The sequence below is a fragment of the Bradyrhizobium sp. SZCCHNR1051 genome, assembly GCF_032489615.1.
Lineage (GTDB): Bacteria > Pseudomonadota > Alphaproteobacteria > Rhizobiales > Xanthobacteraceae > Bradyrhizobium.
Genome location: NZ_JAUEYJ010000045.1, coordinates 1 through 14,278, shown reverse-complemented (window position 1 = coordinate 14,278; position 14,278 = coordinate 1). Strand labels below are relative to the sequence as shown.

The window sequence follows — 14,278 nt, the reverse complement described above, 5'->3', positions numbered from 1 at the left end:
ATGCTCTGGGCCATCTGCTCTTGCTTGCCGGCGAGTTGCTCGACGCTGCGCCGCACGACATCGAGATTGAACGCCAGGGGCTCAAGCTGCTGCATCGGGTCCGGGACAGTTGCAGCAATGGCTGGCGACTTCGTCGTCGAGACGGATAACAACCAGCCCAGCGATGGAGCCCGGGCCACCACCTTGTCCCTTGCTGCGTTACCGTAGGACTGCCAGGCAAGGGTGGCGCCGATACCGATGAGAACTGCAATAACGAGCCGGGCAAGGGTGTGGAGTGGTCGCCTGCCAATCGACGGCCGGTCGCTCGCGATATTGTCGTCCTTGAGGCCGGAGGGGCGAGGAGAACGGCCAGGCGGTTTCATGGGCTTTCCAATCCGCGGATCGAATCGGCCGTTTGGATCGCGCGCAGGCCCGTCCCACGCATTCTCTACGAGAGGTATGCTTTGCGAGTACATAAGTAGCTCCTTCCTGACTATTCACGGATCGTGATCGCGAGCTGAGCCTGCGCGACGAGTTTCAGCACAATCAGTCTCAGCAATGTCGATTTTCCGGACCCGTTCCGATTGTTCCGGGGCGTGAAGCCAGGGTCGACCGGCTTGATGCCTTGGTCATCACGGCATGGCGATAGACAGTTTCGATTCCCTTCCCGAAGGCGTCGACGGAATATTGCGTCGTTGCGCGAAGCCGGGCGGCATGGCCCATGCGCCAGCGCCGCTCCGGATCGCGGAGCAATGTTTCGATCGCTTCCGCCAACCGAACATGATTGCCGGGTGGAACGGTGATGGCCTCGATGCCGTGGCGCGCAACGCGTGGAACGGCCGTGTCAAGCCATGTATTGATGATCGGCCGTCCCGCCGCCATCGCTTCCAGTTGAGCGATGCCAAACGTTTCCGCATTGGTCACGGACGGCAGGACAAAGACGTCCGCTGTACACATGAGACTGGCGAGTTTGGCCTTCGGAGCGGAGCCGAGCAGGCGGACGCGATCCGCGACGCCGAGGCTATGAATCATTCGTTCAAGCCGTGCCCGTTCTGGACCCTCGCCGATGATCCAGACCTCAAAGCGGTGGCCGACCGCCGCTCGCACCAGCACATCGAAGCCCTTGTAGGGAACGAGTTGCCCGCAAGCCAGCACGAGCCGTCCACGATCGCGTTCGGCAGCGTCATTGTCGCGCGGCTCCGGCCAATCGTACTTCGAGGCATCGACGCCGAACGGAACGACGTGACATTTCTCAGCGAATTCCTGCAGCAGCGGGCTGCTGTACAGCAGAATGGCATTGGACACGATGATTGCGTCTGCCTGCCGCAGCGTCCGGCGCAACAGCGGCTTCATAAACCACCTCAGTCCGGCATGCGAAACGATGTCCGCATGGTAGTGCACGACCAAAGGTCGATCGCGGCCCAACCCCAGGGCGAGCATGAGATCGGCGAGCGAAAACGGTGCATGAAGCGCGAGCAGATCGTGATCGGCGACCTGGCGCCACAACCGCAGCGGATAAGTCGGCGCGGCCGGAAGCGAACCTACATCGCCGAACGAGCGCACGCGCTCGATCGTTACGCCGTTCACGACGATGCGCCGTTGCCCGTTCGACTTGGAGCAGACCAGCACGCAGGCGGTGAACGCGTCTTTCAGTCCTGCGCATATGTCGCGGATCACCGACGGGGCTCCGCCGAACAGGTCGGGATAGCAGTCATTGAAGATGTGAAGCACCGAGAGGCGCCGAGAGGGAGCGAGCATGGCCGAACTCTCCATGACTGAGCGCCTCCCTTATATGTGGGAAAATTTCACACGTCAATTGATCTCGAGGGAAAAGTGGGATTGTATCCCACGGGACTCGCCGCTACAATTTCGCCATGAACGCCAAATCCCGGAGATCGAAGTCGGCTTCGCATCAGCCGATTGCGGCGGCGAGCCTGCGCGCGCCCTTGGCGCGCCTGCTGCGCCCGCTGGTGCGGCTATGCATCCGCGGCGGAATGACATTTCCTGAGCTGGCTCAGCTGTTGCGAGAACTTTTCGTCAATGTTGCCGAGCACGACTTTGCCCTGGAGGGAAAGGAGCAGACCGACAGCCGCGTGAGTCTGCTCACCGGAATTCACCGCAAGGAGGTTGCGCGGCTGCGCGGCGCCGGTGCGCCGGTCAATGAAACGCCTGCCACTCTGTCGCTGACCAGCGCGATCATGGCACGCTGGCTCGCCGCTCCGGAGTTCACGGACGCGAACGGCGATCCGCTGCCCTTGCCGCGCATGGCCAGTGGCGATGCGCCCTCGTTCGAGCAACTCGTCAGTTCGATCACGAAGGATGTCCGCCCGCGCGCAGTGCTGGATGAATGGCTGGACCGCGAACTCGTGACCATCAACGGCGATGAAGAGATCGTGTTGGTGGATACCGGCTTCGTTCCGCGCGGCGACGACGAGCGCAAATGGCACTATCTCGGCCGTAACCTGCATGATCATATCGCGGCAGCCGCCGAAAACGTATCCGGGCCAGCACCCCGTTTCCTCGAACGCGCGGTGCACTATGACGGCCTTTCAGCCAAGCTCGCAAAACGTCTCGAAGGGCGTTCGCGCGAACTGGCCATGGACGCCCTGAAGATCGCCAACCGGGAAGCAAACCGCGCGCTCGCCAGGGACAAGGGCGGCGACCACCGCTGGAATTTCGGCATCTACATTTACAGCGAAGGTCCGGACGACGCGGCGAATGGTGATGCTGACGAAGGCGGCTCGTCATGACCAAGCAGCCCGTCATCTCGCGCCGCTCGTTGCTTATGGGACTCTGGCTTGCCGGATCGTCCTCCGCCTGGGCGCAGGTGCGCCGCGGCAGCGATCAGGGTATCGGCGGCACCGGTATCACGCGTGGCCACGATCAGGGCATCGGCGGCACCGGCATTGTTGGCGTCATTCAGCGTTTCGGCAGCATTTTCGTCAACGGCCAACGCATCAGCTATGCGCCGAACGTCCCGGTGCGGATCGATGGCGAACCGGTATCGGCGAAGGCGCTCAAGATCGGACATCTGGCCCGTGTGCTGGCGCTGCCGCAGGCGAACGGTTCGCTGATCACCCGCGGCGTCAACGTGGTCAGCGAGGTGATGGGGCCTATCGAAAGCGTCAGGGACGGCGAGATGACCGTGCTGGGCCAGCGGATCATAGCGGCCGGCCACGAAAGCTGGCGCCGTCCGGGCGCCAATGTCGCGGTCTTCGGGGTGCGCCGCATCGACGGCGTGATCGTCTCAAGCCTGGTCGAGCAACGCCTTAACGCGACAACGCGGGTTTCCGGACCACTCGAACGCGATCGCGGCGGCCTGCGAATAGGCGGGTTGCGACTCAACGGCGCCGATGCCGCACTCGTCGGACAACGTGTTCAGGCTGAGGGCCGCGTTACGCAAGGCGTGATGCAGATCTCGCGCATAAGGGCTGACGACCTCTCTGATTTCTTCGGCGCGAACCGTCTGTCGATCGAAGGCTATGTCCGCCGCGTCGGCAGCTATCTGCAATTCGGCTCGGGCTATGTCGCGCATGACAATAGTCGCTTCGCATCCTCAGGTAATGCCCGCGTGGTCGTGAACGCCACCTTTGACAGTTCCCGTGGCTTGCGGGTTGAATCCATCCAGTCCGTCAACAAATTTCCGGGTGACTCGATCCAAGGTACGAGATCCGAGCAAACTCCGGGCGCGACGCCCGGCGGCTCGGACGTCCCGGGCGGCGCTACTGTGCCAGGCGGCGGTCCTCCCGGGCTGGGCGGTGGCGGTCCTCCCGGCCTTGGCGGCGGCGGTCCTCCCGGCCTTGGCGGTGGCGGTCCTCCCGGCCTTGGCGGTGGCGGTCCTCCCGGCCTTGGCGGTGGCGGTCCTCCCGGGCTGGGCGGCGGCGGTCCTCCCGGCCTTGGCGGCGGCAGTCCTCCCGGCCTGGGCGGCGGCCGCGGCCGGCGATGAACAACGAAGATTTGGCAGAGCGGGCGAGAGGCGCGCGCTCGCAGCGTCGTCCAGCTTCGCTATGCGATTCATCGCGAGCAACCTGCGCTGCGAACAGCTAGCCCGAGTTCGCGGATTCGCGCTCGAAGATCGGGATTTGCGACTTTTTGGCGAGCTAAGTAATTGATCTGCAAAGGGTGGGGTGTTCGATTTCGGGCGAGAATGGTTGTAGTGAAGACCTCCCCGATTCCCAAGGGCGTGGCGATGCGGGTGGATTCGCCGCGCGATGTTTCTGCGACGCACGGAGCGACGAGCCCGCGGCTGAGCAGAATTTGAACAACCCGACGGCGCTCGCCGCTCTGGCGAGCGCCGTCTCGCAGACAGTGCAACGACAGAAGATTGGCTGAGTTTCCGCAGATCGGCGGAGAGACGTTTGGTGGATCGAAGCGGATGCGGAGAGCACGCTATCTTGCCGGCGATGACAACTCGATTGAGAGGTCGAGCGCGCTATTGTGTCTGTGTTGCCCCGCGATCCTGACGAGGACATGTGCGCCCGCTTGGCAGGCGGGGCTGAGCACGGACTCCCGGATGGACCACCAGATGTCATCACCGCGAGATCACGACGGAAGCCGGACCAATGCTATGTTGTCGACCGCTCATGTGCAGCCGTGTAGTATCGAACAGAGAAGACGATCATGTCGAATAAGAAGGCGGAGAGACGCCCGATGTAGGCGTCCGGCTGCTGCACATGGCCTCAGATCTTGACATGATCGGCCGGCTTCCAGCTCCACGGCAGCACGTCGCCGTTGTGAGCCATCGGACGCCGAACCTGGCAGTGTTTCCGCACGAACGAAAAGTGGACGTTTCTGGTGCGCCGAGCCCGCAATGGCAAAATCACACAAGCCGTTCATTGAGATCGCTGGTGGGCCCGGCAGGACTCGAACCTGCAACCAGACCGTTATGAGCGGGCCTGCTTGCTCGAAGCTCTCGGAGAACATTGACGTTTTTCGTGGCGTCGCCTCACGAGCTTCCACGTTCGTTCACCCTGTAGCGGTGGTCGAATTCTGAGGGGCGGCGCACGACGTCGGTCGACGAGCCAATTAGCAGTAAGTAGGTCTCGGCTTGACGCTGCTCCCTTTCTCGGACGCTCTACGAGCACGCCTCCGTAATTATCACCACCAATCTTGCCTTCGGCGAATGGCTCAGCGTGTTCGGCGACGCCAAGATGATAACCGCGCTGCTTGGCCGGCTGACCCATCACTGCGACATCGTCGAGACCGGCAACGACGGTTGGCGGTTCAAAGGCCGAGACGACGATCACGCCACCATCTCGCCTCCGATATTCCAGTCGGCTCCGACAAGACGAGCGCTATCGCCAAAACCCGCCGCGCAAAGGGCGAAGATAGACACACCAGAGTAGTAAGGCCTAGAGTCGCATGGCGCCGAAATCTCAAAAACCCGCAACCCAATAGCAGGCGGGTCGAGGTTTGCGTCTTCATCGGGCCTGGGGCTTCAGCTGCGTCTAGTATTCCAGATGTCGGGCTCGGCTTCGGCTTGAGAGCGAAATTGGTCCCGTAACTCAATTGAAGCTAAAGGAATTTTAGTCCATCTCCGGCTTCTCGACCGAGCGCAAAAATGGAACAAAAACCTGAACAATCCGGGATTTCCGGTCCAAAAGTCCCAGAATATGTCCCAGACTTGGATTCATCGTTCTTGGGAGGTTCTCGGCGCAACGGCCACCGCCCAAAGGGGCGGAGGCCGTGTTTTTCACGTCCTGGCGGGCCCGCAAGGCGGCCGATCGAGCAATGTTTCGTACACGCCGATTTTCCGTCGCAGCTCCCCGACTGCGTCAATGGAGGCGCCCATCGGGTACAGGGAGGGCGCCGATTTCAGGCTTTCGAGCCGGCGTCGTCTATCGGAAATTCGCGCACGCCAATTGTCGCAGAAGCCGCACATAGTGGCCTCGTCTGATTGGGTTTCGGATGTTCGAACTTCCCAAGCGGCGCGCTGGGGTCCCGTCGATCAGGCGATCTGCGGCGCGCAGACCAATTCAGCAGCTTTAAGCGGCCTCGGCGCGAGACCTGAACAGCTAGGGTCCATTTATCCCATTTTGGGCGACGAAACAAACAATTCCCTGGGCTGCGCCTCCTCCGAGGACCCTTGTCGGCCCTCGATAAAGCCGCAAGTGCGGCCCCGGAAGCGCCGCTCGCTCTCTGACCGAGAACCGAACTGCGACGAGCTGATTGCGACGTATAGCCCGCGCACCCGCATCAAGCGTCCTTCCGATTGCGAGTCAACTTGCGTCAACCACGACTCGGTTATTCGAACATTTCTTGATCAACCGTGGCCGCGTGGTCGAAAGAGAAGAGCGTCGACCCGGCTAAACTCAAGGTGCGGTCGTAGCGCTCGATCCGAAGATTGTCGTGCCATGATGAGCCATCCATCATGATCTGATATTGGCCTAGAAGTGGGCGTTCTTAGCCTCGAGCCAGGTGCCATCGATGAGATGGAAATACACCCATAGTCCTTCCGAAGAAGGTCTCCGGCCCACGACCAAAAGCAGAAACCCCGGAAGATGGTGGGCGGATCGGCGGACCTTCTCGGCGAGGCTCGTCGGGTCGTTGGAGGAAGGGGTGTCAGTCAAGAGCATTGAATAGTAAGCGGCTTTCGAACCTTGGCTTATAAAACTACGGTCCTAGCTACGGTGCACGCGAGGGACCGTAGCTTCGACAACTGGGCATTTGCGTAATTCAAGCGAGCCGCGGGTCGGGCCGTCGAGAGCATCGATGAGAAGGGACGAGCCCAGCAGGGCACCACACCTGGTCTAGTGATTGCAAAACGGCTCTTCCGGGACAAGTTGACACAAGACGTTTGCGGCGAAGCACGTTTCTAGCTCGCCGAGGCCTGTCGAACACACGGCGCGCGCCATCAATCAGCGCGAATCGTCGAGCGTCAATCTCGGAACGCGCGCGTATCAGAGAGCAGCTGCCTTGGCGAGAGCCTGCACGTATCTGGCGTAGTCGCTCTTGCCGAGCGCTGCCCCCAGCCGCTCCAGCTGCTTCTGCTCGATGAAACCCTGTTTGAACGCGATCTCCTCCGGACAGGCGATGCGAAAGCCTTGCCGTTTCTCCAGGGTCGCGACGAAGTCCGCGGCGGCCATGAGACTGTCTGGTGTTCCAGTATCCAACCAAGCGAAGCCGCGGCCCATTTGCTCAACAGCGAGCAGCCCTCGTTCCAAATAGACCCTGTTGACGTCGGTGATCTCAAGCTCCCCTCGCGCGGAGGGAACAATGCTGGCGGCAATTTCGACCACCTGGGGATCATAAAAATATAGCCCCGTCACGGCAAAGTTCGATTTTGGAGTTGCGGGTTTCTCTTCTATCGAAGTTGCTTGTCCTGTGCTGTCGAAGCCAACCACGCCGTACCGTTCGGGGTCGGCGACATGATAGGCAAAGACCGTCGCACCGAACCGGCGGCCAGCGGCCCTGACAAGCATGTCCGGCAGACCATGGCCAAAATAGATGTTGTCGCCCAAGATTAAGGCTGACGATTCGCCGCGCACAAAATCTGCCCCGATAATGTAGGCTTGAGCCAGGCCTTCAGGTTTGGGTTGCACGGCATAGGATAGCGTCAGTCCCCATTGCCCGCCGTCGCCCAGCAGGGACTGAAATAGCGGAAGATCGCCCGGTGTCGATATAATCAGTATGTCCCTGATACCCGCCAGCATCAATGTCGTTAGCGGGTAGTAGATCATTGGCTTGTCGTAAATCGGCAGGAGCTGTTTGGACACCACCAACGTCATGGGATAGAGGCGGGTGCCGGTTCCGCCAGCCAGAATGATGCCTTTCAAGATCTACTCCAAATTGGCGTGAGCGGGATCGCACAGGCGATCGAGGCAGATTCGCAAGGATTGCGATGAGTGAGGCAGGCGCAGCCCGAAGACAGAGTTCAATCTGTCGCAGTTCAGACGGGAATTCGCCGGCCTAACAGCGGCCGTCGGATAGTCCTTCGTCGAGATCGCCTCAACACGGGCTGGACAATCTCGTCTCGTTGCGAGGTCGAGGACGATGCGTCTGGCGAACTCGAACCAGCTCATTTCGTCAGGACCCGCCAGATGCGTGACGCCGCCATGACCAGACTGCCAGCCCGAACCCGCGATCTGCCGAGCGACGGCAATGATGGCATCGGCGATGTCGGGCGCGTAAGTGGGGCAGCCGATCTGGTCGTTGACGATACCCAATCGATCCCGTTGCCGGGCGAGCCGCATGACCGTCTTTACGAAATTGTTGCCATAGGGCGCGTAGACCCATGAAGTTCGCAAGATCAGGTAACGATCGGCGGCAGACGCCACCGCGACTTCGCCGGCGAGCTTCGATCGACCATATACGCTCTGCGGCGAAGTCGCGTCGGTTTCGACGTAAGGAGCCGGATTCTTGCCGTCGAAAACGTAATCCGTCGACAGATGGATGACGGGAACATCCAGTCGACTTGCTGCTGATGCGACCGCACCAGCTGCCTTGGAATTGATCGAGTAGGCCAGATCCGGTTCCGTCTCCGCACGATCGACAGCGGTATAGGCGGCAGGATTTACAACGATGTCTGGCGAGAACTCCGCCAAAGCCCTTTCAATCTGTTCGATGCGCAACAGGTCGAGGTCGGAGCGCGTGGAGCATCTGATCGTGATGTCGGGGTTCGCTGCGGCAGCTTCCCGCAATGATCGAGCGACCTGACCTTCGCTCCCAATAACATATAGACGCATCGTTCTGCTCAATGTCGACCAAGACCTAGTCGCTCGCCACGGTATACGTTTTCGCGCAGCGGCCTCCACCACGCGGGATGCTCGAGATACCATCTGACCGTCTTTTTGATGCCGCTTTCCAGAGTCTCCTCAGCGCGCCAACCCAGAGCCGTTTCGAGCTTTGTTGCGTCGATGGCGTAGCGCAAATCGTGACCCGGACGATCCTCGGTATAGGTGATCAAGCCGTCATGCGAATGTGCGGGCCCGCGCAGTTCGTCAAGGCATGCGCAGACTTGTCTTACCACCTCGATGTTGGAGCGTTCGTTGCGACCGCCGACATTATAGGTCTCGCCTGGAACTCCTTTCTCGAGGATCAAGCCCAGCGCGCGCGCATGATCCTCGACAAACAGCCAATCCCGGACATTTAGACCATTTCCATACACCGGCAACGGCTCCCCATGCAGAGCGTTGAGGACCATCAACGGAATGAGCTTTTCAGGAAATTGATAGGGCCCATAATTGTTTGAGCAATTGGATACAATGACGGGCACCTCATAGGTTCTGTGCCAGGCCTTTGCAAGATGATCAGACGCGGCCTTCGTCGCTGAGTAGGGGGAACTCGGATCATATCGCGTAAGTTCGGTGAAAAGTCCGGTCTCTCCCAACGAGCCATAAACTTCATCGGTCGAAACGTGGACGAACCGAAATCGATCGGCGAGCAGGGGATTATGGTCGAGATGGCGGCGCGTGGCCTCCAGCAGGGTGAAGGTGCCTACAACGTTTGTTTGGACAAATGCATTTGCGCTGGTGATCGACCTGTCAACGTGGCTTTCTGCTGCAAGATGAACTACGGAAGTCGGTCTATGCTTGATGAAAATCTTCTGCAGGGCATCTGCATCGCAGATGTCGGCCCTCTCGAACGCATAGTTGGGATGCTCGGCAACCAGCGCAAGCGAGGCCAAATTGCCGGCATAGGTCAATTTGTCGACGACAACGACCTTGAGGCCAAGGTCAAAAACAAAATGCCGACAAACCGCCGAGCCGATAAATCCTGCTCCGCCCGTGACGAGAACGTGCATGTTCAGTGGCTCCCCTGCGCATTCTTGAAGGGAGAGATAACGGAACTGAGCCGCGGATTCTGCTGATCCTTCTTAGACAAAATGGGCTCGCCTGCTAATCGCCAATCGATTGCAAGATCTGGATCATCCCAGGCGATCCCTCGCTCAAGATCCGGGGCCCAATAGTCGGTCACCTTATAAATAACCTCGACTGGTGCTTCCAAGGTCACATAGCCGTGAGCGAAACCTGGGGGTACCCACAATTGCTTCCAGTTCGCCGCTGACAACTCGATCGCTACATGACGTCCGTAGGTCGGTGATCCTCGCCGGATGTCCACGGTCACATCCAGGATCGATCCTCCGACGCAACGAACGAGCTTGCCTTGGGCTTTGGGAGGCAGTTGAAAATGAAGTCCGCGCAGCACCCCGCGTTCGGCGGAGAAGACATGGTTCTCCTGGACCAGATCGTCCATCACGCCGTGTGCCCTCAGATCATCCTTGCGGAAGGTCTCCGAAAAAAAACCCCGATGGTCACCACGCCTTGAGGGGGCGATGAGAACAAGACCATCGATTTCGAGATGCTGAAAATCCATTTCACACCAAGCTCATTAGGTGCCAGCACCAGGAAGGTTCCGTCCGATCGCGCGACAATAGCGGGAAGCCGCATCTTTGCAAGGCGCGTCCAGTCGCGAGTGACCCGGCGCGCTTAAGGCCGAGCCCGCGCGCGGCATCTCGTTAGCACCGACAGCAGCACCACCAAACTGATGCCTGATCTGCTCATGAAAAAGAAGATTGGATTTTCGTCAGCTCGATAGGCTGCGGCTTTGCGACGCAGCTACGAGAACTCGCAGCAATGCTGTTCCAAATCTGATTGTCGTGCAATTTTCATTTGCAACCTCTGAATGCGTCGAGGTACTATCAACTTCAGGGCATCGTCCGTGAGCTCGGCGGAATCCTTAGCTTCGGATTCGTCTGATGGTGGGGATGTGAAGCTTGGAGAGTCGTTATGCAGCCTATCCTCGTTCATAAACCAACATGAATGCTGTGGTGGCAGCTCAGGAAGGCACGAATTCAAGTAAGTAACCAACGGTCAATGGTCACGATGATCTTCACCGCCAACGCAATGGTCCGACGGCAACATCACCAACAGGGACCAGAAGTGTCGCCGTATCCCCCAAATCGGTTATGGATCAGCTCGAAGAAAGGCGCGGCTGTCGTAGGCAAGGGGGTGCGACATGAGGGTATTTGAACAATTCGTTCAAAATCTGACGACATGCGACAACGCGCATGAAATCGAGCGTCTATTGCGACAGACCTTGGATCAGTACGGCTTTCCATGTTTCGCTTATCTAAGCTTCACGCCGCGAGGTGACGAAGACGATACACTGGCAATGACGACGTATCCAAGTTCCTGGGTGGAGCGGTACTGTGCAAATCGGTACGACAGGATCGATCCGGTGATCGCCCGCTCGGTTACAACGACGCTTCCCTTCGCTTGGTCGGCTGATCGATTTGATGCAGGGCTGACCAACAGGCAGAAGGGGCTTCTAAAAGAGGCCAGCGAGTTCAACATTCGGCGTGGTGTCACGATTCCGATCCATGATCGCCAGGGTAAAGTTGCCACACTCACGCTCTCGGCTGGCAATTCCCGTCCGGCGTTCGAATCCCAAGTCGAGAAATACCGCCATCAGCTGCATCTCATTGCGATCTACCTGTATGCGCAATTGCGTGACGTAACGCCATCGCCCACGTCATCGCCTCGCCCATACCTGACACAGCGCGAGAGGGTCTGCCTGCAATGGGCAGCTCGCGGAAAGAGCGCTTTGGACACAGCGGAAATCATAAACGTCAGCCGACGAACGGTTGTCTTTCACACCCAGAATGCCAAGCGCAAGCTCGGAGTTGCGACCGTGCAACAGGCGGTCGCCAAGGGACTGGCGTACGACATCATCAGCATGTAGCCGTTCGTCGAGCGGTCCGAAGTGCCGCGACCTTGGAGTGGCCGCGCCTGGGCTTGCAGATGCGCGTCTTGATAGCGTCGCTCTCCGTAGCGTCGCTCTTCGAGGTCACTTGGTGTCGCATCCGTCTATCGTGTCGGCACCACCCGTTGTGGCCGCGTCGGTGCATAGCGCAGCATGTTCGCGAGCTACCGACGCCGACTCTAGGGCAGTCCCCAAACACGGGATACCTGCAAAGGTAGACAGCTCGAGCTGATGTTGGCGCCGGGTCATACTCCAGCCTGACGGACGGCACGAGGACGCCAATGATACGAATTGTCACGAAGGACAATGCAGAACGCCACATCAGCGGTAGCGGTTTGTATCAAATGCATCGTCTTCGGAAGGCGGTCTTCAAGGACCGGCTCGGTTGGGACGTCATCGTAAGCGGCGAACTTGAGGTTGACGAATACGACGCCTTGCGGCCTCGCTATCTGCTCTCGATGGACAGACACGGCATCCTGAACGGTTGCGTCCGCCTCCTGCCGACGACCGGTCCGAATATGCTTCGCGATATCTTTGCGTCCCTTGTGACCAAGGCAGCCGTGCCTCGCGGAGAACGCGTGTGGGAAGCCAGCCGATTTGCAGTGAGCGGGAACACCGGCGGCACTCAATCGGGCATATCACAAGCGACCTACGATCTGCTGATCGGAGTTCTGAAATTCAGTTTGTCGAACGGCATAAACACGATCGCTTGTGTCGTCGACGTGCGTATGGAGCGAGTCCTGCGGCGGGCTGGCTGGCGACTCGAGCGCCTCGGCCCCGCGCGCCGAGTCGGCAACACCATCGCCATGGCCGGACAGCTTGACGTGTCTACACAAATCCTTCGACAGCTTGAAGCGCGTGTGGGCCTCGCGCACGCAGCCGCGACCTGATCGTGGGCTCACGACTGAAGTCATCCCCTAGTCGAGATCGGAGCACGAGACGTGAGTAACCCTTTCGATGATCAGGGCGGCACCTTCGTCGTCCTGCTCAATGACCAAGGTCAACATTCGCTCTGGCCCGCAGCTGCGGAGATTCCGGCCGGCTGGTCCGTGGTCTACGCACAGAACAGCCGCCGGGCCTGCATCGACTACATCGACACAAACTGGACGGACATGCTTCCGAGAGCCCGCGCTGATAGCCATCCGGCATAGCCGCAGACTCGATCATCCGTCTAAGGCATAATACATGGTTGGGGAAGCCGTGAACGCGATCAACGAACCTTCACAGGTATTGCCACTCTCCGCGGCTCAGACGGGCATGTGGTTTGCGCAGAAGTTCAGTTCGCCGGACTCGATATTCAATCTTGCGGAGTCCATAGAGATACACGGTCCGATTGATCCCCCGCTGTTCGAGGCGGCCTTGCGGCAAGCCGGGATGGAAGCGGAAACCGTGCGAGTGCGGTTCATCGAGCGAAGTGATGGAATTCGCCAGATGATTCCCCGCAGATTGGATACGACCTTTCCATTCATCGACGTTAGCTCCGAACCTGACCCGCGGGCGGCAGCAGAAAGCTGGATGATGGCAGAGTTGACCCAACCGGTCGATCTGCTGACAGGGCCGCTTTGGACCTGCGCATTGTTCAAGGCCGCGGCGGATCACTATTTCTGGTATCATCGCAGCCATCACATCGTCATGGACGGTTTCACCGGCGGGCTCTTCGCCCGGCGCGTCGCCGAGATCTACACGGCGCTCACCGAGGGACGCGCTCCCGAACAAGGTACTTTCGGTCCTTTGGCGCTTCTCCTCGAAGAAGAGACCGCGTATCGGAGCTCCGAACGATTTGCACGCGACCGCGAGTATTGGCTGAAGCACTTCGCCGATCGCCCGGTTGCGTTTAGTCTTGCCGATCAGCGAAGGCAAAATGTCGGTGGCCTTCTCCGCCAGACGACCCATCTCGGTGCTGGAAGCGTGAAGGCGATGCGCGCAACGGCGCAGGCCAGCGGCGCAAGTCTCCCACAGATCATGATCGCCGCGATCGCAGCCTATCTCTATCGCGTGACAGGTATTGACGATTTGGTCGTTGGCCTGCCGGTTGCCGCCCGGCCCAAGGGACGGCTGCGGCGTGTTCCCGGCATGGTTGCCAACGCCGTGCCGCTACGTTTGGCGATGAGTCCGAGCATGAGCGCGACGGCACTCATTCGCGATGTGGGAAGGCAGGTCCGCGAAGCGATTCGACACCAGTCCTACAGATACGAGGACCTCAGGCGGGATCTTAGCCTGCTTTCCACCAACGGGCACCTTTTTACCACTGTCATCAATATCGAGCCATTCGACTACGACCTCCGGTTCGGCGGCCATTCCGCAACGACTCACAACCTCTCCAATGGCTCGGCCGACGACCTCGCAATTTTCGTCTACGACCGTGGAGATGGAAAAGGGCTTCGAATTGATTTCGACGCTAATCCCGCCCTTTACACCTCGAACGATCTCGCCTGTCACCAGCAACGTCTCGTGAGGTTGGTCGAGGCAATCGCACACGATCCCAGTCGGCCGATTGGCGCAATCGACATTCTCGACGCGGCGGAGCGGCGTCGGGTGCTGGCGGAGTGGAATGACACGGTGCGCGCGGTGCCGCCGACGATATTGCCGTCTCTGA

General features: G+C 59.6%; 12 protein-coding genes and 1 pseudogene. 7 read left to right on the top strand and 6 right to left on the bottom strand.

The window, feature by feature from the left end; genetic code table 11:
• Positions 1 to 362, bottom strand: a 362-nt coding sequence (locus tag QW868_RS33090; RefSeq protein WP_316232525.1) for a hypothetical protein, incomplete at its 3' end; no start/stop codon positions are given.
• Positions 363 to 531: 169 nt separating this feature from the next.
• Positions 532 to 1,752, bottom strand: coding sequence for a glycosyltransferase (locus QW868_RS33085; protein WP_315778452.1), 1,221 nt, complete (start codon positions 1,750 to 1,752; stop codon positions 532 to 534).
• 101 nt (positions 1,753 to 1,853) lie between these two features.
• Here QW868_RS33085 and QW868_RS33080 point away from each other — a divergent pair, with 101 nt between their 5' ends.
• The 3 genes and pseudogenes from QW868_RS33080 to QW868_RS33070 all read left to right on the top strand — a co-directional run.
• Positions 1,854 to 2,729, top strand: coding sequence for a DUF6502 family protein (locus QW868_RS33080; protein WP_315714183.1), 876 nt, complete (start codon positions 1,854 to 1,856; stop codon positions 2,727 to 2,729).
• Positions 2,726 to 3,925 carry a hypothetical protein gene (locus QW868_RS33075; protein ID WP_315778450.1) on the top strand — a complete coding sequence of 400 codons (1,200 nt, stop codon included), beginning with the start codon at positions 2,726 to 2,728 and terminating at the stop codon, positions 3,923 to 3,925. The genes QW868_RS33080 and QW868_RS33075 overlap by 4 nt, the downstream gene beginning before the upstream one ends.
• A 1,126-nt stretch (positions 3,926 to 5,051) precedes the next feature.
• Positions 5,052 to 5,324: pseudogene (locus tag QW868_RS33070) on the top strand (ATP-binding protein); the annotation flags it as partial.
• A 1,554-nt stretch (positions 5,325 to 6,878) separates the two neighbouring features.
• On the opposite strand, the gene rfbA reads toward QW868_RS33070, so the two are convergent.
• Genes rfbA through rfbC form a run of 4 tightly spaced genes read right to left on the bottom strand, consistent with a single transcriptional unit; the run spans position 6,879 to position 10,293 of the window.
• A complete protein-coding gene (gene rfbA / locus QW868_RS33065; protein ID WP_315733691.1) occupies positions 6,879 to 7,754 on the bottom strand; it encodes a glucose-1-phosphate thymidylyltransferase RfbA in 876 nt (291 codons plus the stop codon).
• A gap of 3 nt (positions 7,755 to 7,757) precedes the next feature.
• Entirely contained in the window at positions 7,758 to 8,663 is a 906-nt protein-coding gene (rfbD, locus tag QW868_RS33060; RefSeq protein ID WP_315785584.1) for a dTDP-4-dehydrorhamnose reductase, read from the bottom strand.
• An 8-nt stretch (positions 8,664 to 8,671) separates the two neighbouring features.
• A complete protein-coding gene (rfbB, locus tag QW868_RS33055; RefSeq protein ID WP_316232524.1) occupies positions 8,672 to 9,721 on the bottom strand; it encodes a dTDP-glucose 4,6-dehydratase in 1,050 nt (349 codons plus the stop codon).
• A 2-nt stretch (positions 9,722 to 9,723) separates the two neighbouring features.
• Positions 9,724 to 10,293: a dTDP-4-dehydrorhamnose 3,5-epimerase gene (gene rfbC / locus QW868_RS33050; RefSeq protein WP_316232523.1), complete on the bottom strand. Its 570-nt coding sequence runs from the start codon at positions 10,291 to 10,293 to the stop codon at positions 9,724 to 9,726.
• Between the two features lie 642 nt (positions 10,294 to 10,935).
• Between rfbC and QW868_RS33045 the strand changes: the two genes are divergently transcribed.
• The 4 genes from QW868_RS33045 to QW868_RS33030 all read left to right on the top strand — a co-directional run.
• The gene (locus QW868_RS33045; protein WP_315774297.1) at positions 10,936 to 11,661 is read left to right on the top strand and encodes a LuxR family transcriptional regulator; all 726 of its coding nucleotides are present in this window, start codon (positions 10,936 to 10,938) and stop codon (positions 11,659 to 11,661) included.
• 302 nt (positions 11,662 to 11,963) lie between these two features.
• Complete coding sequence (locus QW868_RS33040; RefSeq protein WP_316232522.1) at positions 11,964 to 12,572, top strand: acyl-homoserine-lactone synthase; 609 nt, start codon at positions 11,964 to 11,966, stop codon at positions 12,570 to 12,572.
• 51 nt (positions 12,573 to 12,623) lie between these two features.
• Entirely contained in the window at positions 12,624 to 12,833 is a 210-nt protein-coding gene (locus QW868_RS33035; protein ID WP_316232521.1) for an MbtH family protein, read from the top strand.
• 49 nt (positions 12,834 to 12,882) lie between these two features.
• On the top strand, positions 12,883 to 14,278 hold a 1,396-nt coding region (locus QW868_RS33030), incomplete at its 3' end, for a condensation domain-containing protein (protein WP_316179698.1).

Bases quoted from the DNA above. Each gene is read 5' to 3' on its own strand.
- QW868_RS33085 (WP_315778452.1), bottom strand. From the start codon at position 1,752: ATGGAGAGTTCGGCCATGCTCGCTCCCTCTCGGCGCCTCTCGGTGCTT.
- QW868_RS33080 (WP_315714183.1), top strand. From the start codon at position 1,854: ATGAACGCCAAATCCCGGAGATCGAAGTCGGCTTCGCATCAGCCGATT.
- QW868_RS33075 (WP_315778450.1), top strand. From the start codon at position 2,726: ATGACCAAGCAGCCCGTCATCTCGCGCCGCTCGTTGCTTATGGGACTC.
- rfbD (WP_315785584.1), bottom strand. From the start codon at position 8,663: ATGCGTCTATATGTTATTGGGAGCGAAGGTCAGGTCGCTCGATCATTG.
- rfbB (WP_316232524.1), bottom strand. From the start codon at position 9,721: ATGCACGTTCTCGTCACGGGCGGAGCAGGATTTATCGGCTCGGCGGTT.
- rfbC (WP_316232523.1), bottom strand. From the start codon at position 10,293: ATGGATTTTCAGCATCTCGAAATCGATGGTCTTGTTCTCATCGCCCCC.
- QW868_RS33045 (WP_315774297.1), top strand. From the start codon at position 10,936: ATGAGGGTATTTGAACAATTCGTTCAAAATCTGACGACATGCGACAAC.
- QW868_RS33040 (WP_316232522.1), top strand. From the start codon at position 11,964: ATGATACGAATTGTCACGAAGGACAATGCAGAACGCCACATCAGCGGT.